The sequence below is a fragment of the Nocardioides sp. Root240 genome (assembly GCF_001428825.1).
Lineage (GTDB): Bacteria > Actinomycetota > Actinomycetes > Propionibacteriales > Nocardioidaceae > Nocardioides.
Genome location: NZ_LMIT01000009.1, coordinates 223,774 through 245,742 on the forward strand (window position 1 = coordinate 223,774; position 21,969 = coordinate 245,742).

19 protein-coding genes are annotated in these 21,969 nt (G+C 70.7%); 10 read left to right on the forward strand and 9 right to left on the reverse strand.

All coding sequences use genetic code 11. From position 1 onward, the window contains the following. The first annotated feature begins 21 nt into the window (after positions 1–21). The gene (secA, locus tag ASE20_RS09060) at positions 22–2,904 is read left to right on the forward strand and encodes a preprotein translocase subunit SecA (protein WP_056894236.1); all 2,883 of its coding nucleotides are present in this window, start codon (positions 22–24) and stop codon (positions 2,902–2,904) included. A 63-nt stretch (positions 2,905–2,967) separates the two neighbouring features. Here secA and ASE20_RS09065 read toward each other — a convergent pair whose 3' ends face one another. From ASE20_RS09065 to ASE20_RS09075, 3 genes are all read right to left on the reverse strand, one after another. Further along, positions 2,968–4,161, reverse strand: a complete 1,194-nt coding sequence (locus tag ASE20_RS09065; RefSeq protein ID WP_056894237.1) for a hypothetical protein — start codon at positions 4,159–4,161, stop codon at positions 2,968–2,970. 89 nt (positions 4,162–4,250) lie between these two features. Next, positions 4,251–4,760 (reverse strand): Rv3235 family protein, encoded by a 510-nt coding sequence (locus ASE20_RS09070; RefSeq protein ID WP_056894238.1) that lies wholly within the window; start codon positions 4,758–4,760, stop codon positions 4,251–4,253. 21 nt (positions 4,761–4,781) lie between these two features. Beyond that, complete coding sequence (locus ASE20_RS09075; protein ID WP_157538410.1) at positions 4,782–5,402, reverse strand: LysM peptidoglycan-binding domain-containing protein; 621 nt, start codon at positions 5,400–5,402, stop codon at positions 4,782–4,784. A 120-nt stretch (positions 5,403–5,522) separates the two neighbouring features. Here ASE20_RS09075 and ASE20_RS09080 point away from each other — a divergent pair, with 120 nt between their 5' ends. After that, complete coding sequence (locus tag ASE20_RS09080) at positions 5,523–6,059, forward strand: hypothetical protein (RefSeq protein WP_056894240.1); 537 nt, start codon at positions 5,523–5,525, stop codon at positions 6,057–6,059. Positions 6,060–6,161: 102 nt separating this feature from the next. Here ASE20_RS09080 and ASE20_RS09085 read toward each other — a convergent pair whose 3' ends face one another. Genes ASE20_RS09085 through ASE20_RS09100 form a run of 4 tightly spaced genes read right to left on the reverse strand, consistent with a single transcriptional unit; the run spans position 6,162 to position 9,552 of the window. Beyond that, positions 6,162–6,509, reverse strand: a complete 348-nt coding sequence (locus tag ASE20_RS09085) for a sec-independent translocase (protein WP_056894241.1) — start codon at positions 6,507–6,509, stop codon at positions 6,162–6,164. 39 nt (positions 6,510–6,548) lie between these two features. Further along, positions 6,549–7,694 carry an Mrp/NBP35 family ATP-binding protein gene (locus ASE20_RS09090; RefSeq protein ID WP_056894407.1) on the reverse strand — a complete coding sequence of 382 codons (1,146 nt, stop codon included), beginning with the start codon at positions 7,692–7,694 and terminating at the stop codon, positions 6,549–6,551. 50 nt (positions 7,695–7,744) lie between these two features. Further along, on the reverse strand, positions 7,745–8,302 hold the full coding sequence (locus ASE20_RS09095; RefSeq protein WP_056894242.1) for a DUF1003 domain-containing protein: 558 nt from the start codon (positions 8,300–8,302) through the stop codon (positions 7,745–7,747). Continuing rightward, complete coding sequence (locus tag ASE20_RS09100) at positions 8,299–9,552, reverse strand: magnesium transporter MgtE N-terminal domain-containing protein (RefSeq protein ID WP_056894243.1); 1,254 nt, start codon at positions 9,550–9,552, stop codon at positions 8,299–8,301. Before ASE20_RS09100 ends, ASE20_RS09095 begins: the two co-directional genes overlap by 4 nt. A gap of 107 nt (positions 9,553–9,659) precedes the next feature. On the opposite strand from ASE20_RS09100, the gene ASE20_RS09105 reads away from it, so the two are divergent. The 8 genes from ASE20_RS09105 to ASE20_RS09140 all read left to right on the forward strand — a co-directional run bounded on the left by ASE20_RS09105 (position 9,660) and on the right by ASE20_RS09140 (position 18,700). Beyond that, positions 9,660–10,757: an endonuclease/exonuclease/phosphatase family protein gene (locus ASE20_RS09105; RefSeq protein WP_056894244.1), complete on the forward strand. Its 1,098-nt coding sequence runs from the start codon at positions 9,660–9,662 to the stop codon at positions 10,755–10,757. 58 nt (positions 10,758–10,815) lie between these two features. Continuing rightward, complete coding sequence (locus ASE20_RS09110; RefSeq protein ID WP_056894245.1) at positions 10,816–11,226, forward strand: hypothetical protein; 411 nt, start codon at positions 10,816–10,818, stop codon at positions 11,224–11,226. 168 nt (positions 11,227–11,394) lie between these two features. Further along, positions 11,395–12,795, forward strand: coding sequence for a phospholipase D-like domain-containing protein (locus tag ASE20_RS09115; RefSeq protein ID WP_056894246.1), 1,401 nt, complete (start codon positions 11,395–11,397; stop codon positions 12,793–12,795). A 32-nt stretch (positions 12,796–12,827) separates the two neighbouring features. Continuing rightward, positions 12,828–14,342 (forward strand): SAM-dependent methyltransferase, encoded by a 1,515-nt coding sequence (locus ASE20_RS09120; protein WP_056894247.1) that lies wholly within the window; start codon positions 12,828–12,830, stop codon positions 14,340–14,342. Continuing rightward, positions 14,339–15,634: a DUF6752 domain-containing protein gene (locus ASE20_RS09125; protein WP_056894248.1), complete on the forward strand. Its 1,296-nt coding sequence runs from the start codon at positions 14,339–14,341 to the stop codon at positions 15,632–15,634. Before ASE20_RS09120 ends, ASE20_RS09125 begins: the two co-directional genes overlap by 4 nt. Next, positions 15,631–15,855: a hypothetical protein gene (locus tag ASE20_RS09130; protein WP_056894249.1), complete on the forward strand. Its 225-nt coding sequence runs from the start codon at positions 15,631–15,633 to the stop codon at positions 15,853–15,855. The genes ASE20_RS09125 and ASE20_RS09130 overlap by 4 nt, the downstream gene beginning before the upstream one ends. 195 nt (positions 15,856–16,050) lie before the next feature. Beyond that, entirely contained in the window at positions 16,051–17,358 is a 1,308-nt protein-coding gene (locus tag ASE20_RS09135) for an endonuclease/exonuclease/phosphatase family protein (protein WP_056894250.1), read from the forward strand. Between the two features lie 148 nt (positions 17,359–17,506). Further along, positions 17,507–18,700 (forward strand): acyl-CoA dehydrogenase family protein, encoded by a 1,194-nt coding sequence (locus tag ASE20_RS09140; RefSeq protein WP_056894251.1) that lies wholly within the window; start codon positions 17,507–17,509, stop codon positions 18,698–18,700. A gap of 53 nt (positions 18,701–18,753) precedes the next feature. Here ASE20_RS09140 and ASE20_RS09145 read toward each other — a convergent pair whose 3' ends face one another. Together ASE20_RS09145 and ASE20_RS09150 are read right to left on the reverse strand one after the other, a co-directional pair. Then, positions 18,754–20,952 (reverse strand): hypothetical protein, encoded by a 2,199-nt coding sequence (locus ASE20_RS09145; protein ID WP_056894252.1) that lies wholly within the window; start codon positions 20,950–20,952, stop codon positions 18,754–18,756. After that, on the reverse strand, positions 20,949–21,947 hold the full coding sequence (locus tag ASE20_RS09150) for a glycosyltransferase family 2 protein (RefSeq protein WP_200952767.1): 999 nt from the start codon (positions 21,945–21,947) through the stop codon (positions 20,949–20,951). The genes ASE20_RS09145 and ASE20_RS09150 overlap by 4 nt, the downstream gene beginning before the upstream one ends. Positions 21,948–21,969 lie beyond the last annotated feature (22 nt).

The window sequence follows — 21,969 nt, forward strand, 5'->3', positions numbered from 1 at the left end:
CCGCCTCGGTAGAGTGGCGCCGTGCCTGTGATCATCGACAAGCTCCTCCGCATCGGAGAGGGCAAGATCCTCCGCCAGCTCGAGGGCATCGCCAAGGCGGTCAACGCCATCGAGGACGACTTCAAGGCGATGTCGGACGACGAGCTGCGGGGCATGACGGACGAGTTCCGCAAGCGCCTCGCGGACGGCGAGACCCTCGACGACATCATGCCCGAGGCGTTCGCCACGGTCCGTGAGGCCGCGCGCCGCGTGCTCGGCCAGCGCCACTTCGACGTCCAGGTGATGGGCGGCACCGCGCTCCACCTCGGCAACATCGCCGAGATGAAGACCGGTGAGGGCAAGACCCTCGTCTCGACGCTGCCGGCGTACCTCAACGCCCTCGAGGGCAAGGGCGTCCACGTCGTCACGGTCAACGACTACCTCGCCAAGTTCCAGTCCGAGATGATGGGCCGGGTCCACCACTTCCTCGGCCTGTCCGTCGGTGTGATCCTCCCGAGCATGCGCCCGGCCGAGCGCCGCGTGGCCTACGCCTGCGACATCACCTACGGCACCAACAACGAGCTCGGCTTCGACTACCTCCGCGACAACATGGCCTCCTCGCTCGAGGAGTGCGTGCAGCGCGGCCACAACTTCGCCGTCGTCGACGAGGTCGACTCGATCCTCATCGACGAGGCCCGGACCCCGCTGATCATCAGCGGTCCGACCCAGGACGAGGTCAAGTGGTACGGCGAGTTCGCCAAGATCGCGCAGAAGCTGACCAGGGACGTCGACTACGAGGTCGACGAGAAGAAGCGCACGATCTCGGTCCTCGAGGAGGGCATCACCCGGGTCGAGGACCACCTCGGCATCGAGAACCTCTACGAGTCGGCCAACACCCCGCTCATCTCGTTCCTGCACAACTCCATCAAGGCCAAGGAGCTGTTCCGCAACGACAAGGAGTACGTCGTCATGGAGGGCGAGGTGCTCATCGTCGACGAGCACACCGGCCGCATGCTCGCGGGGCGCCGCTACAACGACGGTCTTCACCAGGCCATCGAGGCCAAGGAGGGCGTGAAGGTCCGCGAGGAGTACCAGACCCTCGCCACCGTCACCCTGCAGAACTACTTCCGCCTCTACGACAAGCTCTCCGGCATGACCGGTACGGCGCTGACCGAGGCCTCCGAGTTCGACAAGATCTACGGCCTCGGCGTGGTCCCGATCCCGACCAACAAGCCGATGCTGCGCAAGGACCAGCCCGACCTCGTCTACCGCACCGAGGAGGCCAAGTACGACGCCGTCGTCGACGACATCGTCGAGCGCCACCACAAGGGCCAGCCGGTGCTGGTCGGCACGGTCTCGGTCGAGAAGTCCGAGTACCTCTCCAACGCCCTGAAGAAGAAGGGCGTCCCGCACTCCGTCCTCAACGCGAAGGTCCACGCCGAGGAGGCGAAGATCGTCGCGATGGCCGGCCACAAGGGCGCGGTCACGGTCGCCACCAACATGGCCGGTCGAGGCACCGACATCATGCTCGGTGGCTCGGTCGAGTTCCTCGCCGACGCCGAGCTGCGCAAGCAGGGCCTCGAGCCCTCCGGTGAGACCGCCGACGAGTACGACGCCGCCTGGCCCGCGATGATCGAGAAGATCAAGAAGCAGGTCGAGAAGGAGCACGACGAGGTCAAGGACCTCGGCGGCCTCTACGTCATCGGCACCGAGCGTCACGAGTCGCGCCGCATCGACAACCAGCTCCGCGGTCGTTCCGGCCGTCAGGGCGACCCGGGCGAGAGCCGCTTCTACCTGTCCCTCCAGGACGAGCTGATGCGCCTGTTCAAGTCCGACTGGGTCGACCGCGTCCTGCTGCTGCTCAAGATCCCGGACGACGTCCCGATCGAGAACAAGCGGGTCACCAACGCCATCGCCAATGCGCAGGGCCAGGTCGAGTCGCAGAACTTCGAGTCCCGCAAGAACGTCCTCAAGTACGACGACGTGATGGACCGCCAGCGCAAGGTCATTTACGGCGAGCGTCGCGAGGTCCTCGAGGGCGTCGACCTGGAGTCCCAGGTCCGCGAGTTCATCGACGACGTCGTCACCGGCACCGTCACCGGCTCGCTCGACGAGTTCTCGGAGGAGTGGGACCTCGACCAGCTCTGGACCGACCTCAAGCAGTTCTGGCCGGTCTCGATCTCCTGGAAGGACCTCGCCGAGGACGCCGGCTCGCAGGCCGCGCTCCACAAGCAGGACCTGATCGACGCGCTGAAGGCGGACGCCCACGCGGCATACGACCGCCGCGAGGAGGAGGTCGGCGAGGAGGTCGCCCGCGAGCTCGAGCGCCGCGTCCTTCTCTCCGTGCTCGACCGCAAGTGGCGTGAGCACCTCTACGAGATGGACTACCTCCGCGAGGGCATCTACCTCCGTGCGTACTCCCAGCGCGACCCGCTGGTGGAGTACCAGCGCGAGGGCTTCGACATGTTCGCCGCCATGATGGACGGCATCAAGGAGGAGACCGTCGGCTTCCTCTTCAACCTGGAGGTCCAGGTCGAGGAGGAGGAGGAGATCCACTACCACGCCGACGGCAGCGCCCACGCGGGCCCGATGCACGAGGGCGCCTTCGCGGAGCCGCCGGTCGGCGTCGTCGAGGGCGGGCTGAGCCTCGACAAGATCTCCGCCGGCCTCGACACCGAGCCGAAGGCCACGCCGAAGGTGACCGCCAAGGGCCTCGACCGCCCGAAGCAGCCGCAGCAGCTCGCCTACTCCGCTCCCGACGAGACGGGGCACGAGGAGGTCCGCGGTGCGGGCGCCGCGAGCAACGCCGACGACGAGTTCTCCGACATCGGCCGCAACGCGCTGTGCCCCTGCGGCTCGGGCAAGAAGTACAAGCGCTGCCACGGCGCCCCCGGCGGTCCCACCGGAGTCGCCCTGCGCGGCTGATCGGCCCAGCAACGACGACGCCCCGTCCCGGTCTCCCGGGAGGGGGCGTCGTGCGTCGTGCGACTACTGCAGCGTCATGCGGGGCTCGCCGTTGAGCAGCCCGGTGGCGCTGCGGACGCAGGCGCCGCCCTTCGGCGTGCCGCCGTTGTAGGCCTGGCGCACGCAGCTGCGGACCGCCAGCTGGCCCCAGTAGTTCGGGTGCAGCGACTCCTGGATGTAGTAGGGACTGTCGCCCGCGGTGGTGACGGTGCGGATCTGGTTGACCCACTCGGTCCGGTCGACGGCACCGGCCGAGGTCCAGTTGGCGATGCCGACCTCCTCGTAGAGGCCGACGCCGGACTCGCACAGACGACGGCCGGTGAACGTCGAGGAGAGGTTGAGGACCTTGCTGTTGGTGATCCCGGCCTGGCCGATCGCCCCGGTGACGGTGTTGTTGATCGTCGGCAGCGCGGTGTTGTTGGCCCAGGCCGCGTCGGCGTCCCAGAAGCCGCAACCGCCCGTGTTCTGGCGGGTGTACCCGCTCTGGCTGTAACGCAGCGTGTTCGGGATCGGCGACGGGTAGGTCTGGACGAGCATCGTCCACTGGGTGTCGGCGTACCCGGCGTTGCGCATCGCGGTGCGGAGGTTGGTCAGCGCGCCGGCGATCCGGGACTTCACCGTTGCGACGTTGCCGCTGGTGAAGTTGCTGGTGACGCTGCTGTCGTCGTTGCAGTAGTCCTTCCACCACGACGGCGAGAGCAGGAAGTCCTGGACGCACTGCTGCACGACGCCGGCGAAGTTGAAGTCGTTGCCGCCGATCGAGACCACGACCATGCGTACGTTGTGGGTGCCGGCGAAGGTCTGCAGCGCGCCGGCCTGGCCGACGCCCTCGGTGCCGCTGTAGAAGTCGAGGCCCGGCTTGAACTCCGAGCCGGTCGCGGTCGCCGTCTTGGCGCCCGAGCAGGCGAGGTTGAGGCTGCCCACGCCGCCGCCGATGTGGATCTCGGCGCTCTTCGAGCGGTGGCAGCGGTCGATCGCCTCGCCGGTGCCGCTCGCGTTGTCGTAGTAGGCCGTCGAGCCGAGGGCGTCGGCTCGGGCGCTGCTGCTGTTGGAGGACCCGGCCCAGCGGCCCGCCTCCCCGGAGATGTAGGAGTCGCCGACGGAGACGACCCAGGGGAAGCCGGCGCCGGGGCCGTCGGCGTGGGCGGGGGACGCGGTGAGCGGGGCGACCAGGGTCGCGCCGACGGCAGCCAGGGTGGCCGCGAGTGCTCGGATCATGGACGGAACATAGTGACCGGGGTCACATCTGAACAAGGGTCAGATTCGCGAACACCTGCTGGCCCGGCGGCATCGCGCCGGAAGAAGCCTCACGAGAAGTCGAGCGCGGTGCAGATCCAGCGCTGTCCGGACCGCTCGAAGCGGACGGCCACCGCGCGCGAGCGCTCGCCGTGGCGGACGTGGACCCCGCACTCGACGATGTCGTCGGTCACGAAGCAGCTGTGCACGCTCTGCACCCGTGGTCGCACCGCCTGCACCCGGGCCAGGCCGGGCTGGTGTCCGCCGGCGCGCGCCACCAGGTGGGCGCGCAGGCGCAGGTCGGCGTACACCTCGGGCGTGGTCCAGCGCACCAGCTGGGACACGGGTCGGTCGCCGCCGACGATCTCGACCGCCGCCTGGGTGAACCGGTACGCCCACTCCTCGATGGTGCGGCGCAGCCGGCGGTCGATCGGCACCACGGCGGCTCCCGGGCGGGTGGTGCGCGGCGGGGCCGCGGGTGGCCCCTGGCGGGGGAGCAGGGCAAGGGCGAGCGTGCCCTGGGTGGGTGCGACGGGGACGGCGAGGCGGACGCCGACGTACTCGGTGGTGGCAGCGGACATGGTGGGGCTCCTGTCGTGGGGTCAGGACGGGGTGGAGTGGGGTGGCAGCTCGAGGCGCAGGCCGGGACGGACCAGGTCGGGGTCGGGGCCGACGGCGTCGGCGTTGTGGATCAGGACGCGGCGCCAGTACGAGGCGACGTCCGCCGCCGGGGCGCCCGGGCCGAGTGCGCGCTCGGCGACCGACCACAGGCTGTCGCCGGCCCGCACGTCGACGGTCCGCGACGAGGTCGGAGCACGGTCGGAGCCGCCGCTCCCGGTCGGCCGGTCCGGCAGCGGCAGTCCGGCCAGCGAGGGTGGGCTCCCGGCGGTGTCGGTGCTCGCCCTCGCGGGCCCGACGACCACCGCCACCCCGCACGCCGCCAGCAGGGCTGCGCGGACCGGGCCGACCCGGCGCCGACAGGACCCGGGCGTGCGGAGCTGGCGGCAGGCCACGTCGGCGGTGGTCAGCCAGAGCAGGGCCGTGGCCACGAGGGCAGCGGCCGCGCACGACTGCACCAGCAGGTCGGCGAAGGCGCCGGCCGGCTCGCGGACCAGGGCGAGGGCAGCAGGGCCGGCGAGCACGACCGGCCCGAGCGCGGTCGCCGTCACGGCGAGCCAGAGCAGAGCCGCCCGTCGCCGGACAGCCGCAGCAGCGTGATTCATCCCGAACCTTTGCGTTTGCTTCTGTTTGCCTCAGGATGCGTGCATTCGATGGGCGCGTCAAGGCGTCCTCCACAGGCCCCGCCCGGGGGTGGCGTGCGGCCCCGTGCGAAGGTGGGCGCCATGGGTTGGGAGGACGAGCTGTTCGCGCTCTTCGACGACCTCGAGGAGCAGGCGAGCGCCCTGCACGCGGCCGAGCGGACGGCCGAGGTCGCCGACCGGAGCCGTGCCGAGTACCAGCAGGTCACCCTCGCCAGCCGGATGATGGCCAGCGTCGGCACGACGGTCGCGCTCGGCATCAGCGGGGTGGGCGTCGTACCGGGGACGGTGCAGCGAGTCGCCGAGGGCTGGCTGCTGCTGTCCTCCGGCGACCACGACTGGGTCGTCCACACCGCCGCGATCAGGAGCATCGAGGGCGCCTCGGTGCGCTCCGTCCCCGAGGTGGCCTGGTCACCGCTGACCCGGCTCAGCCTCGGCTCGGCACTGCGCCGGATCGCCGAGGCGGGGGAGGAGTGCGTCCTCCGCCTGGTCGACGGCACCCGTCACGACGGCGTGCTGCGCCGCGTGGGCGCCGACTTCTGCGAGCTCGTCGAGGGGGAGGACCGGCGAACCGTGCTGGTCGCCTTCACCGCCCTCGCCGCGGCCCAGTCCCGCGCCTGAGCGACGCCGTCGATTGGGCACGAACTGCAGCCCGCGGGCCCGAATTGTTGCGGTTTGGTCCCAAACCGCAACACTTTGACGCCACGCTGACGTCAGTCCGCGTCAGGTCGCGTCGACGTCGTACGGCGCCCACTCGCCCGCGGCGAGCGGCTCCTGGACGTGCCGCGACTCCTCGGCGCGGGCGGCGTCGTCGAGGTCGTCGAGCTCGGCCATCGCCTCGGCGATGTGCTTGCGCACGATCGCGCGCGGGTCGAGGTCGGCGAGCTCGAGGTCGGCGAACTCCGGGCCGAGCTCGGAGCGCAGCTCGTCACGGGCCTGGTTGGCGAAACCGCGCAGCTGGCGCATGAATCGGCCGGCCTGGCGGGCGAGGTCGGGGAGCTTGTCGGGCCCGAACACGAGCACGGCGAGGACCACGATGACCGTCAGCTCACCGAACCCGATTCCGAACATCGTCGACCCCTGTCTCGCCCGTGCCGGTCCGTGTGCCGATCAGAACTTGCTGGTCGGCGTGAGGCCGAGCTGGAGGCCGGCCAGCCCGCGGCCGCGACCGTCGAGCCGGTCCGCGATCCCGGACAGAGCCGTGGCGGCCGCGGACGTCGGGTCGGACTCGACGATCGGCTTGCCCACGTCGCCGCCCTCGCGGAGCGAGACGTCGAGGGGGATGCTCCCGAGCACGGGGACGTCGTAGCCGAAGCGCTGCGACAGCGTCGCCGCGACCCGGTCGCCGCCGCCGGAGCCGAAGATCTCCAGGCGGTGGTCCTTGCCCTCCTCGGTGCAGTGGGGGCAGGGGAGGTAGCTCATGTTCTCGACGACGCCGACCACGCGCTGGTGCATCATCGAGGCCATCGTGCCGGCGCGCTCGGCGACCTCGGCGGCGGCCTCCTGCGGGGTGGTCACCACGACCACCTCGGCGCCGGGGAGGTGCTGGCCCAGTGAGATCGCGACGTCGCCGGTGCCCGGCGGCAGGTCGAGCAGGAGGACGTCGAGATCGCCCCAGTAGACGTCGGCGAGCATCTGGACCAGCGCCCGGTCGAGCATCGGTCCGCGCCAGGCGACGACCTGGTCGCGGCGCGGCTTGAGCATGCCGATCGAGATCACGGACACGCCCGACGCGGTCGGGACCGGCATGATCAGGTCATCGACCTGGGTCGGGCGCGAGTCGGCGACGCCGAGCATCGCCGGGACCGAGTGGCCGTAGATGTCGGCGTCGACGATGCCGACCTTGCGCCCGGCCTTCGCCAGCGCGAGCGCGAGGTTGACGGTCACCGAGGACTTGCCGACGCCGCCCTTGCCGGACGCGATCGCGAAGACCTTGGTCAGCGAGCCCGGCTTCGCGAACGGGATCTCGCGCTCGGCCTGGCCGCCGCGGAGCGTCTCGTGCAGGCCGGAGCGCTGCTCGGCGGACATGACGCCGAGCTCGACGTTGACGGCGGTCACGCCGGGCACCGCGGTGACGGCCGCGGTGACGTCGCGGGTGATGGTGTCCTTGAGCGGGCAGCCGGCGACGGTCAGCAGCGCCTTGACGGAGACGACCGAGCCGCCGTCGCCGGGGGCGATGTCGACGCTGTCGACCATGCCGAGCTCGGTGATGGGCCGCTTGATCTCCGGGTCGTTGACCCGGCTCAGGGCCGTCATGACCTGCTCGACGGAGGGCGACTGCTGCGTGCTGCTCACAACTACGCAGTTTAGGCAGTGGGCGGCTGCGACCTGTCGTCGGCGTCCTCGTGAGACGCCGCACGGTCCTCCTCGCGCTCCTCGGCGCGGTCGTCGAGCTCCGAGAGCAGCGAGCGCAGCTCCGAGCGGATGTAGTCGCGGGTGGCGACCTCGCCGACCGCCATCCGGAGCGAGGCCATCTCGCGAGCGAGGAACTCCATGTCGGCGTGCGCCCGCGCATCGGCCTGGCGGTCCTGCTCGGCGACGACGCGGTCGCGGGCCTCCTGGCGGTTCTGCGCGAGCAGGATCAGCGGGGCGGCGTACGACGCCTGCAGGCTCAGCATCAGGGTCAGGAAGATGAACGGGTAGTCGTCCCAGCGCAGGTCGTCGGGCGCGGCGAGGTTCCAGCCGATCCAGACGACGACGAAGAGCGTCATGTAGATCAGGAAGGTCGCGGTGCCCATGAACCGCGCGAACTGCTCGGCGAAGACGCCGAAGGCGTCCTTGTTGAACGTGGGCCGCCGGATCAGCTGCCGGCTCTCCTCGCGGGGGGTGTCGAGGCGCTCGCCGGTACGGCGGGGCGTGCTCATCGCGGACCCCGGTTGCGGGCGCGCTCGCGCCAGTTCGCGGGCAGCATGTGGTCGAGGAGGTCGTCGACCGTGACCGCGCCGACCAGGCGCCGGTCCTCGTCGACGACGGGCGCCGCGACGAGGTTGTAGGTCGCCAGGTGGGCGGCGACCTCCTCGAGCGTCGACTCCGGCCGCAGCGGCTCGAGGGAGTCGTCGAGCGCTCCGGCGACCAGGCTGGAGGGCGGCTCGCGCAGCAGCCGCTGGATGTGGGCGACGCCGAGCAGCTTGCCGGTGGGTGTCTCGAGCGGCGGCCGGCAGACGTAGACCAGTGCGGCGGCCGCGGGCGTGAGCTCGGGGTTGCGCACGTGCGCGAGCGCGTCGGCGACGGTGGCGTCCGGGCCGAGGATCACGGGCTCGGAGGTCATCATGCCGCCGGCCGTGTCCTCGACGTACGACATCAGGCGCCGGACGTCCTCGGCCTCCTCGGGCTCCATCAGCTCGAGCAGGATCTCGGCGGTCTCCGGCGGCAGGTCGCGCACCAGGTCCGCCGCGTCGTCGGGGGACATCTCCTCGAGCACGTCGGCCGCGCGCTCGGAGTCCAGGCCCTTGAGGATCTCGACCTGGTCGTCCTCGGGCATCTCCTCGAGGACGTCGGCGAGGCGCTCGTCGTCGAGCGCCAGCGCGACGGCGGTACGACGCTCGGGCGGCAGGTCGTGCAGGATGCTCGCCGCATCGGCGGGTCGCATCTCGTTGAGGGCCGCGATCAGGTGGGTCGCACCCTGGGCCTCGTCGACCCGGGTCAGGCCGACCACGTCGCGCCACTCGACCACGTGGGTCTGCCCGCGGCGGCGAAAACCCTTCGACGGCTCCCGCACGGCGACCCGGCTGAGCACCCAGTCGCGGTTGCGGGCAGGCTCCATCGCGACGTCGTAGACCGACCCGGTGACGCCCGACCCCTTGATGGTGACGGTGCGGTCGAGCATCTGGCCGATGACCAGGGTCTCGGTGGAGCGCTGCTCGAAGCGGCGCATGTTCAGCAGCCCTGTCGAGTACACGTGGCCGCTGTCGATGTTGGTCACCCGGGTCATCGGCACGAAGATCCGGCGCCGGCCGAAGACCTCGACCACCATGCCCAGCACCCGCGGCTGGGTGCCCTCGCCCCGCATGGCGACGACGAGGTCGCGGACCTTCCCGACCTGGTCGCCCTGGGGGTCGAAGATCGGGAGTCCGACCAGCCTGGCCGCGAACACGCGGGTAGGGGTGGTGCTCACGTTGGGCCACGCTACCCGTCGGATTGGTGTGACCTGCAACGCAGGTTAGAGTGATGCCCTTCGATTCGCCCGACGCTTGTCGATGGGAATCCGGGAGGTAGGCGAGCGTGGGAGATCATCAGCGGCGCGGGCGTGTCCGGCACGCCGTCACCGCCTCTGAGGTCGTCGTCGCCGTCCTGGCCGTCGTGGCCGGGCTCGCGGTGATCGCTGTCGTCACGTGGACCAACCACCCGCTCACCGCGGTCGGGGCCGACGTGGCCGGCGCCACGGCGTCCGAGACCGACCGGGGCAGCCTCGCCCAGGGCACCGTCGCTGACGACGGCCGCTACGACACCCCGGAGCCGGGCGAGATCGGCGAGGGCGAGTCGGCGACGGGCAAGCGGCCGATGCAGTCGAGCAGCCGCCTCGAGGAGCGCAAGGTCAACGCGCTGGTCGACGACGTCGAGGCCATCGTGCGCCGGAGCAAGGTGCGGGCGACGACCTTCCGGGTCGCCTCGCTCAACATCCTGGGCAGCAACCACGTCCGCAACGGCTTGAACCGCGCGGCGCGCGAGGCGGCGCTGCTGCGCGACCGGGGCGTCCAGATCGTCGGGATGCAGGAGGTCCAGCGCGACCAGCGCTCGGTCCTCATCAACAACCTCCCCGCGATGCAGATGTGGCCCCAGGACGCCCTGGGCCGCGACGGCTACCGCGTCCAGATCATGTGGCGCACCGACCGGTTCACGATGGTCGACAACGGCGGTTCGTCCCACACGTTCAACGGCATCCGCAGCGTGCCGATCCCCTACGTCCTCCTCCGCGACCGCACGACCGGCGCGCAGTTCTGGGTGATCGTCACCCACAACTCGCCCAACGGTCGCCAGAGCGAGCGCAACGCCTCGGCGGAGATCCAGATCGACCTGGTCAACCGGCTCCGCGCGACGGGGCACCCCGTCCTGCTGATGGGCGACCTCAACGAGAAGACCACCGTCTTCTGCAAGTTCGCCACGCGGGCCGGCATGATCTCGGCCAACGGCGGCAGCGGCAGCCCCAGTGGCTGCCGGCCGCCCGGCGGTCCGCAGCGGATCGACTGGATCCTCGGCACCGGAGGCGACGAGGTCGACTTCTCCGGCTACGTCCAGGACGGCACGACGCGGGCGCAGGGCATGAGCGACCACTACCTCGTGTACGCCGACGCCGCGGTCGTCGACAAGGCTGCGCCCTAGTCCGGCACCTCTCGTGTTTCGTGGTCGGCCCACGCCGTCCATGCCCTAGCATGCGGCCATGGCTCGCCTGCCGCACCGCTTCGTGCTCCCGATCGCCCTGCTCGCCGCTCTTCCGGCGCTGGCCGCGTGCGGCGACGACTCGGAGCCGACCGCCCGTGACGAGCCGACGAGCGCATCGCCGACAGGTGCGCCCGACACCTCCGAGCCGGCCGCACCCACCAGCACGCCGCCGGACCTGCCGGCCTGCGCCGACCTCTGGGTCGAGGGCGAGGTGCTCGCCAGCCCGTACGCCGGCTGCCTCGAGCCGGACGGCGCGGTGTCGAAGAGCCTGATCGGTTGTGTCAACCGCAAGGTCGCCCAGCACGGTGACGACCTCTACGCGATCGTCGGGGGCCGGATCGTGCGGGCAGAGCCCAATCGCAACCACAACGACGTCTACCTCGACCTGCTCGCCAGCTGCACGGGCTGACCGGACACGCCGGACCACACCACCGGATCCGGTGTCGCGGCGCAGGACGTCGAAGCAGGCTATTGCCTCCCGTGAGGTTACGATGGCCGCTGATTTCTCGGGCTGTTCCAGTTGTCTTCCCATCACCACAGGGATGACGAGCGGCCCATCGACCTAGGGAGTTCTCTGATGCGGCGAGTCGCGACCGGCGTGATCATCTGGATGACGGCCTTCGCCGTCGTCCTCGGTCTCGGGAGCCTTCCCGGAGCGGAAGCAGCGGCCCCCGCCGCCACGCTCACCACGGCCTCGGCTGCCGCTCGGGTGCCGGACACGACGGAGACGACGACCTCCGACCGGACCGCCACGCGCACCGAGCGCGCGCCGGTCGTCTACAACCCCTCCCCGGGCCTGCGCTTCAACGAGCCCTACAACCGCGGTGGACGGCGGGTCTCCAGCATCCGGGCCCACATCCTCAGGAGCATCGACAGCACGCGGCGCGGCGACCTGGTCCAGATGGCCGCCTGGAACGTGCGCGGTCGCTCCTGGTCGCAGGCGATCATCCGGGCTCACCGCCGTGGCGTCGCGGTCCAGATCATCATGGACAAGTCCAACTGGTCCCGTGAGCACCCCAACCCCGAGGCCGCCGACATCGCCCGCGCCGTGCGCGGCGTCGAGGACCGCAAGTACCAGAGCTTCCTGAGGCTCTGCGCGGGCTCGTGCCGAGGCGCACGCGGCATCCCGCACTCGAAGTTCTACCTGTTCAGCCGGGTCCAGCAGCGCAAGTTCGTCACCATGTTCGGCTCCAACAACGCCACCGACGTGGCCGCGAACGACCAGTGGAACGACCTCTACACCTGGGTCAACAACGAGAAGATCTACAGGACCTTCCAGACCGTCTTCAGGCAGATGGTCCTGGACAAGAACCAGTACTCGAAGGCCTTCATCCGCGCCCCGTTCAGCCCGACCCAGTCGGTGGACTTCTACCCGTACCGCGGAGCCGTCCCCAACGCCGTTCCCGACCCGGACATGGCGCGCCTGAACAAGATCAGGTGCAAGGGCTCGACGGCTCGCGGCACGAACGGCCGCACCCAGATCCGCGTGATGCAGACCGCGATCCACGGTGACCGCGGCATCCGGCTCGCGCAGAAGGTCGTCCAGCTGAAGCGGGCCGGCTGCAACATCCGCATCGTGTACGCCCTCATGGGCAACAACGTCCACGCCCTGCTCAAGGCCAATGGCGTGCCCAAGCTGCAGCTCGCCTACGACCGCGACCGCAACGGCGTCTACGACATCTACATCCACATGAAGTCGCTGGCGATCCGCGGTGTCTACGAGGGCGTCACCAACGCCAACGTGACCTACAACGGCAGCGCCAACTGGAGTGCGGTTCCGCTCGCGAGCGACGAGGTCGTGGGTGAGTTCCGCAGCTGGGCCATCACCAACGCCTACGTCAAGTGGACCGACTTCCTGTTCACCCACCGACCGGCCCGCTGGGGTCCGGTCAACCTGGCGCCCATCAGCACGAGCTCCGTCGAAGGCCGCTTCGTGCCGGTCGACCCGTACTCCCTCATGAAGGAGAACGGCCTCTGACGAGCGGGGCCGTCCGGGTCGACGCCGCGGGGGTGCACTTCCCCGCGGCGTTCACCGGGTCGGCGGACGTGTTCTTCGGCGACCACCGCGGTTGGTCGTTCTCCGCGGAGAAGCCGGGCAAGACGGACGTGTCCTGGCCGAAGCGGTTGCGGCCCTTCCTGAACGGCTGGTCCGACGTCCGTGTCGTCACCGCCGAGGGGAAGACCCTCTTCGCCAATCGCGTCGTGTTCACGGACGACGACTCGCCGGTCACGATGCGTGACCAGCACGGCCTACCGCTGATCGTCGACAAGTGGGGGCTCCTGCAGCGTCCCTTCGACACCCGGCCCGAGGGCCTGCTCGGCCTGCTGGCCGACGAGTCGCTGCGGATCATCGACGTCCTCGAGAACGTCTGCGGTGTCCGTGCCTGGATCTCCTTCGGCACGCTGCTGGGGGCCGCTCGGCAGGGCAAGGGCATCGGCCACGACTCCGACGTCGACCTGTGCTACCTCTCGGAGAAGGCCACCCCGGCGCAGATGCAGCGCGAGCTCTGGGAGATCGCCCGCGCCCTGCGCGCCGCGGGGATGCGCCTGCAGATGCGGACCGGGAGCTTCCTCACCGTCCAGCTCGACACCCCGGACGGCGCCGGCGCCGGCATCGACGTCTACACGACGTTCTTCTTCGACGGGAACTTCTACGAGACCGCGACGGTGCGCACTCCCGTGGCGCGTGACGAGCTGCTCCCGCTGAAGCCGATGGAGTTCGAGGGCCGCACCCTTCCGGCGCCCGCGGACCACGCGAAGATCCTCGAGATCTCCTACGGGCCCAACTGGCGGGTCCCCGACCCGTCCTTCCGGCACCAGCCGGGCCCCGAGGTCGAGCAGCGCTTCGACGGCTGGTTCGGCAAGTTCTGGCGTCAGCGCCGGGAGTGGCAGGCCTTCAACCGGGAGGGCGCGAGCCGGCGGCCCGGCCCCTCCGCGTTCGCCCAGGACGTCGCGGCGCGACTCGCGCCGGGCACCCGCGTGCTCGACATCGGCACCGGCGCAGGCGACGACGCCCTCCACTTCGCCGGGAGCGGGTTCCAGACCGTCGCCTTCGACTACGCCCTGCCGGCCCGCCGTGCGTGGCCCGAGGTGGCCGGCTTGTCCCGCGTGACGCTGAACTTCTACGACCTGCGCGACGTGATGTCCCGCGGGGCCCTGGTCTCGCGCCACGAGGGCGAGCAGGCGGTGTACGCCCGCCAGCTGCTCGAGGCGCTCGCACCCGTCGGTCGCGACCAGTTCTGGGCGTTGGCGGCGATGGCCCTGCGGCGCGGCGGCACCATCCACCTCGAGTCGCAAGCCTGGTCCCGACCGTCGATCGGACGACGCGGCGAGGAGCTCGGTGGCCGGGTCTGGCCGACCGGTCCCGAGGACGCCCGACGTGCCGCGCAGGCGATCGGGGGAGTGGTCCGATCGGAGGACGGCACCGCCGAGGCCGAGCGCACCATCGAGGCCCGCAGCGTGTTGCCACCCGCCACCTGGCGCATGACGATCGACATCCCGGCACGAGGGGGACACCCAGCATGACCCGCACCGTCTACCTGCACGTCGGCTCGCCGAAGTCCGGCACGACCTACCTGCAGCGCATCCTGGACGGCAACCGGAGGAAGCTCGCCGACGCCGGCGTCCTCGTCGTCGGCCGCAACCAGGGCAGCCGTGTCCAGGCCGCTCTCCAGGTCCGGCAGGACCCGCGGTGGGAGAAGCTGCCCGCCGACCGCCAGGACCAGTGGGGTCGGCTGGTGCGCGAGATCCGTGACTGGCAGGGCGACACCGCGATCCTGAGCTACGAGCTGTTCTCGGCCGCCTCGGCCGAGCAGGCTGCCGCGGCCATCGCCGACCTGGAGGGAATCGACGTCCACGTCGTCATCACCTCGCGGGACCTGGCACGGTCGGTGCCGTCGGCCTGGCAGGAGCGGCTGAAGTTCGGCCTCACCACGCCGCTCGAGGAGTGGCAGCCGCCGAAGGCGGAGGCGCCGCGCAGCGAGTGGGGCTGGCGGACCACCGACCCGACCAGCGTCGCCGAGCGCTGGGGCGCGGGGCTGGCTGCTGACCGGGTCCACGTCGTGACGGTGCCGCGGAGCGCCGGCGACCCGACGGAGCTGTGGCGTCGGTTCGCCGCGGCCTGCGGCATCGACGGGATCGACGTCGACCTCGCCCTGCCGCGCGTCAACGAGTCCCTGGGCGCCGTCGGCGCCGAGCTCCTGCGTCGCGTCAACTCGCGGCTCGGGGCGCCCCTCGACAACAGCCGCGAGCGCGCCCGTTGGCTCCGTGACACGCTCGCGCACCGCGTCATCGCCCAGCGCGACGACGAGCCGCTGGGCATGACCGACCGGCAGTTCGCGGAGGCGACCGAACGCGCCGAGGCGGCCATCGCGGCCCTGGCGGCCTCCGGCCACGTGATCCACGGTGACCTCGAGGACCTGCGCGCGACGCGGCCGACGGGGCGGCTCTCCGGCGACGTCGCCGACGCCGAGGTGCTCGAGGCGGCACTCGACGCGCTGCTCGCCCTGTTGCTCGCCTGGCGCTCCGACGCGACCGCCTCGCCGCGCCGCGCCGGTACGCCGGCCGCGGAAGCCCCGGCCGGCGGCCGGCTGCGCCGCATCGCCACCCGCGTCACGTCGCCCGCGGTCGACCGGGCCGACGACCGGCTGCGCGAGCGGATCGAGGAGCTCGAGGCCGAGGTCGCGGCCGGCCGTGCGCTGCACCAGCGGGTCGCGATGCTGCAGGACGTCGTGACCGAGCTGCTCCTGCCTGCCGACGTGCAGGACGGCACCGTGACGGTCGCGGCGCTGCGGAAGTACCGCGCGGAGTCGTTGTGAGCCCCGCCGAGCAGCTCCGCTCGCGGGCCCGCCACGCCGCGGAGGTCACCGGCCTCCTGCGGGTCCGGCGCCAGCGGGCGCGCGTGGACGAGCTGGAGACGGCGGTCCGCGAGAACGCCGTCCTGGGTGCCGGTCTCCACGAGCTCCTCGGGCAGCTGGAGCAGCAGCTGGTGCCGCTCCTGGAGCGCCGCGTGCGCGGCTCCGAGGGCCCGCGGGAGTAGGTCGGGCGCCGGCTCGGGCGAGCCGTGAACGGCCCCCGGAGAACTACAAGCTTGTAGTTACTCAGGCGGCCTTGCCACGGGGTCGATGCGACTGGTGTGATTCCTGAGCACCAGTGTTACGAAGCCTCCTGGAGTGGCCCGATGTCTTCCTTGCGATCCACCACCCGAGCCGTCCGAGGGACGCTCCTGGCCGCAGTGACGGCTCTGGGACTCGCCCTGGTGCTGCTCCCGGCGCCGGGGGTCCGCCTCGCGGCGACGGACACGTCGGCCCTTCGCTCGGACGTCCCGACCTCCGCCCCGATCCGGATCGTGCAGGCCAACATCAAGTCCCGGATGGCCACCGCCGAGACGAAGGCCGACATCGCCCGGGCCTACGCGCAGAAGCCGGACTTCATCACGTTCAACGAGGTCACCTATCGGCCCGACTCCTGGCTGGTCCGCGACGGCTACGCGATGTGGCGCACGCCCGGCAACTTCACCGGCGAGACCCCGGTGGTCTGGAACACGGCACGCTGGAACATGGTCGCGCAGGGAACCTGGCTGATCAGCAACAAGCGGCGGGTGCAGCCGAGCAACGAGTTCGAGCGCGGCATCCGCTACGCGAACTGGGTGTCCCTCCAGAGCAACCTCGGTGAGCGCATCTCGGTCGTGTCCACGCACTTCGCGCCGCGGTCCGGGTACACCGTCGACCTGATCGAGCCCTCGCTCAAGAGGCTCGGGCAGCTCGTGAAGACCCTGCGGGCGCACGGGCCGGTGCTCGTCGGCGGCGACCTCAACGTCAACTACAAGTCGCGGACCGACTACCCGCGCAGCCTGATGGCCAGCCTGGACATGGCGCCCGTCTACGACGTCACGGGCACGGCGCTGTCGACCGGTGACTACCGTGGCTCCACCATCGACTACGTCCTGCTGTCCTCGGTCAGCCAGTTCGCCGTCGACCGGGCGTGGGTGCAGGAGCTGAACTCCGACCACCGCCTGCTGGGCGCCGACGTCAAGCTGACCGGCACGAGCGCCGCGGCGTTCACGCCGGGGACGGTCCGCTCCAACCCGACGACCTCGCCGCGGGCGATCGCGTTCCTGGTGATCAAGTCGATCAACCTCGCTCCCGAGGGCGCCGTGGTCCACCTCGCCTCGCGTCGCCTCGACCTCCCGGGGATCGAGCAGGCCATCATCAAGGCGCGCCAGCGCGGCGTCCACGTGCAGCTGCTGACCTCCGGCCTCCGGATGTCGGCGGTCGAGAAGCGACTGGTGAAGCTGCTGGGCACCCGGGTCAGGGCGAAGTCGTGGGTCGCCCACCAGCGTGCGTGGTTCGAGAACGGCCTGCCGGCGGCGAGCTCGATGGTGAGCGCGAGCGGCGGGATCCGCGCACTGCGGATCGACGCCAACCGGGCGCTCACCCGGGAGTCCTATACCCGGGTCACCCGGGCGACGGTCACGATCGACAAGCCGAGCTACGACCGGCTCTTCGTCCCGTTCCTCCGGGCCGCGGGCCGCTCGCTCTGAACCACTCGGTCTGAACCCCGCCGGTGCGTGGTCGGCGGGCTGGTCGGTGACCTGCCTCACTCCGGGTGCTCAGCGCCCGAGAGGGCGGCGCCAGCGTGCCTACTCGCCGGTACAGTTCCACGCGGACCACCAGCGAAAGGGAACGCAGATGACCCGGCTTTGCCAGACCGAAGGCCTCAGTGAGGACCAGTCCGAGATCCTGAAGGCCGTTCGTGTCTTCGTGGACGAGCAGATCATTCCGGTCGCGCAGGAGCTCGAGCACGCTGACGAGTACCCGCAGGACATCATCGACGGGCTCAAGGAGCTCGGGGTGTTCGGCCTGACCATCCCCGAGGAGTTCGGCGGCCTCGGTGAGTCGCTGCTGACCTACGCCCTGGTGGTCGAGGAGATCGCCCGCGGCTGGATGAGCGTCTCGGGTGTCATCAACACCCACTTCATCGTCGCCTACCTGTTGATGCAGCACGGCACGGAGGAGCAGAAGGCCAAGTACCTGCCCCGGATGGCGACCGGCGAGGTCCGGGGCGCGTTCTCGATGTCCGAGCCCGGCCTGGGCTCCGACGTCTCCGCGGTGTCGACGAAGGCGACCAAGCAGGACGACGGCTCGTACTCGATCACGGGTCAGAAGATGTGGCTGACCAACGGCGCGACCTCGACCCTGGTCGCGCTGCTGACCAAGACCGATGAGGGTGCGGAGTCGGTCTACAAGAACATGACCACCTTCCTCGTCGAGAAGGAGGCCGGGTTCGGGGAGACCGCCCAGGGCGTCACCGTGCCCGGCAAGATCGACAAGATGGGCTACAAGGGTGTCGAGACGACCGAGCTCATCCTCGAGGGCCACCAGATCGCCGCGGACCAGATCCTGGGTGGTGAGCCCGGCAAGGGCTTCTTCCAGATGATGGACGGCGTCGAGGTCGGCCGGGTCAACGTGGCTGCCCGTGCGTGCGGCCTGGCGTGGCGTGGTTTCGAGCTCGGTGTGGCCTACGCCCAGCAGCGCAAGACGTTCGGCAAGGTCATCGCGGAGCACCAGGCGGTGCTGTTCCGGATCGCGGAGATGGCGACCAAGGTCGAGGTCGCGCACACCATGATGGTGCGCGCCGCCCGGTTGAAGGACACCGGTGCGCGGATGGACGTCGAGGCCGGCATGGCCAAGATGGTCGCCTCGGAGTACGCCAACGAGGTCGTCGAGGACTCCTTCCGGATCCACGGCGGCTACGGCTACTCCAAGGAGTACGAGATCGAGCGCCTGATGCGCGAGGTCAAGTTCATGCTCATCGGCGAGGGCACCTCCGACATCCAGAAGATGATCATCGGCCGGTCCCTGCTCAAGGACTACAAGCTCTGACGACCCCTGTCGTCCCGACGATCCGGCGGTTCCCTCGGGAACCGCCGGATCGTTCAATTCAGGGGGTCGGCGGTCTGCGGCTGCGGGGCGGCGGCCCGGCGCCGCCGGCGCACGACGACGTCCGCGGCACCCAGCAGCAGGGCGCCCAGGACACCGACGCCGACGCCGAGCGTGGAGATCGCGCGTCCGGGCCGGTCGTAGGTGACCTCGACGGTGCCGTCGGCGCCGCGCGGCACGGCCACGGTCAGCAGCCCGGCGTCGTCACGACCGACCTCGAGCTCCTTGCCGTCGAGCGTGGCCGAGTAGCCGGGCCACGCGAGGCGGGCGAAGGTCAGCTCCCCACCCTCGGCCGCCTTCAGGCGCACGGTCTCGGACAGGCCGTCGCGCTGTGCAGAGGCGACGTCGACGCCGGGGGTGGCCCAGCTCAGCTCGCTGTCGGGCCAGGGGAGCGGGGCGTCGCGCACCAGCACGATGCGCTTGCCGTCCTCGCGCTGGGTCCACCCGGGGCCGCGCAGCACGCCGATGGCCTGCTTGGGCTGCACGACCATGGTCTGCAGCTTCAGAAGATCCGCGAGCGGGGGACCGCCGGCGGTGACCGGCTCCCAGACGCGCTGGTAGCCGCACGGGCGCGTGAAGCCCTCGTAGTGCAGGCACAGCGTCTTCTCGAAGGGCACGAAGCCCATGCCGGTGTAGTTGTTGACGGCGTCGACGCCGGCGACGCGGTACATGCTGCCGGGGAGGAAGTTGTCCCAGGCGGCGCGCAGCTTGCGGTCGTTGCCGGTGCGCTGGGCCTTCTCCTGCAGCGGGCGCAGGTCGGCGAACTGCATGACCCGGCCGTCGAGGTCGCCGAAGCGCTCCTGCAGGGCCGAGACGTCCGTGGGCACGTGGTAGAGCCGCGCGCCGTTGTTCTCCTCGTAGACCCGGGCCTGCAGGCCCAGGGTGAGGGCGGTGCCGCCGATCAGCACGGCGGCGACCAGCGCCGTCGACGTGGTGGAGCGGCGGTGCACGACCACGAGGGCCGCGCTCAGGGCCGCGAGGAGGCCGATCCCAGCAACCGAGGCCACCACGCGGGTCGGGTGCTCCGCCCAGGTCTGGAAGGCCAGCGCCGCGACGATCGCACCGGTGCCGATCGACCGGGCCCGCCAGCGATCACGCGCCAGGCCCTTGCTGAGCACGACCGCGAGGGCGACGCCGAGAGCGAGGTAGGAGTACTCGATCAGCCGCAGCGGCCAACGGAACAGCCACAGGTTCGACGGGCCGAGGGTCGCGGCGAGGTAGACCAGCCCGATCACCCCGATACCGGTGAGCTCGCGGGACCGCTCGCGCAGCACGCGGTACTGCAACCAGGGGAGCAGGGGCAGCACGAACCAGCAGAAGTAGGCGACGGGCACCTGGGTCGGGCCGGTGATCGAGATGATCGACGGCACGAACGTCGGGCTGCTCATGCCGAGCAGGTCGCCGAGCTCGGGGCGCAGCTTGCCGTTGTTGCCGAACATCGGGCCGTCGGCGCGGGCAGCGAGCTCGGAGGCGCGCACCAGCGGCAGGTAGACCAGCGGGAGCAGGGCGGCGACGCAGCCGCCGGTCAGCACCAGGCGGCGCACGCCGGGGAGGTTGCGCGTGACCAGGCCCTCGACGACCAGGCCGCCGCCGACGATGACCACGGCCAGCGTGCCGTAGGGATTGCCCTGGGTGATGGCGAGTGCGCCGACGACGAACGCCCACCAGGGGTTCATCGCCCCGCGCAGGGTACGGCGGAAGGCCCACCACACCCAGGGGGCGTAGGCGAACGCAGCGAGCCCCGCCGGCCAGGAGCCGGCGTCCCACCACAGCGTGAAGCCGGAGAACGGCAGCGCCGTCGCGACGGCAGCGGCCGCCCACGGCGCGGCGTCGTACTCGCGGGCGACGAGGTAGGCGCCGAGCGCGATCATCACCATGATCGCGACCTTCACGAGCACGACCGAGACCAGCAGGCTGCCGAAGCCGGAGACGACCAGCCAGATCAGCATGTTGACCGGGTTCCAGATGCCGAACAGGGCCTCGGCCGGGTAGTTGCCTCCGGCGAAGGCGTTGGGGTCCATCCCGATCGGGAGGCCGCTGTCGCGGACCGTGGTGCCGAAGTACCACCAGGTCGGCGCGAACTGGGCCGCCGAGTCACCGCGCAGGTAGACGTCGCGGCTCCCGAGCAGGGGGATCAGGCCGCAGAGCGTCGTGACGATGACAACGGCCGACGGCCAGGCAAGGCGCTTGATCACGCGCGATCCTCGTTCGCTGGGGGAGTGATGAACTGCTCGTGCTCCTGGCCGAGCAGCACGGCGACCGGCGTCAGGTCCGGGCCCTCGCTGCTCTCCTTGAGGAGGAAGTGGGGACGGTTCTTGGTCTCCAGGTAGATCCGGCCGAGGTACTCGCCGATCACGCCCAGCAGGATCATCTGCACGCCGCCGAAGCCGACGACCGTGCAGATCGTGGTGACGTACCCGGGCGCCTGGTTGCCGTTGATGATCGCGTCGCCGAGCACCCAGAGGGCGTAGAGGAAGGCCACCAGCGAGATGAACGCCCCGAAGTAGATCGCGAGCCGCAGCGGCCGGGAGTTGAAGGACACCACGCCGTCGATGCCGTAGTTGACCAGGCTGCGCATGCTCCACTTGGTCTCGCCGCCGGCGCGGGCGACGTTCTCGTAGTCGACCACGGCGGTGTCGAAGCCGATCCAGGAGAACAGGCCCTTGGAGAAGCGGTTGTACTCGCCGACCGCGAGCAGTGCGCGCACCGCACGTCGGCTGAGCACGCGGAAGTCGCCGGCGCCGTCCTCGAGCGTGACGTCGATGAGCCGGTTGAAGATGCGGTAGTAGGCCTTGGAGAACATCGTGCGCACCGGCTTGTCCCCGGTGCGGGTACGACGAGCGATCACCTGGTCCTTGCCGTCGGCCAGGAGCGGGAGCATCTGGGCCAGCAGCTCCGGCGGGTGCTGGAGGTCGGCGTCGAGGATCGCGACGGCATCGCCACGGGCCTGGCTCAGCCCGGCGAGCATCGCCGACTCCTTGCCGAAGTTGCGGCTCAGCGCGAGGTAGCGGAACCGGGGGTCGTCGGCGTTGATCTCACGCAGTCGCTCGAGCGTCCGGTCGCGGCTGCCGTCGTCGACGAGCAGCACCTCGAAGGAGGTCGCCACGCGGGGCAGCACGTCCTTGAGGACCGTCACCAGCGAGTCGACCACGGCCTCCTCGTTGTAGCAGGGGACGACCACGGAGAGCATCACAGAAGAACTTTTGGTCGAA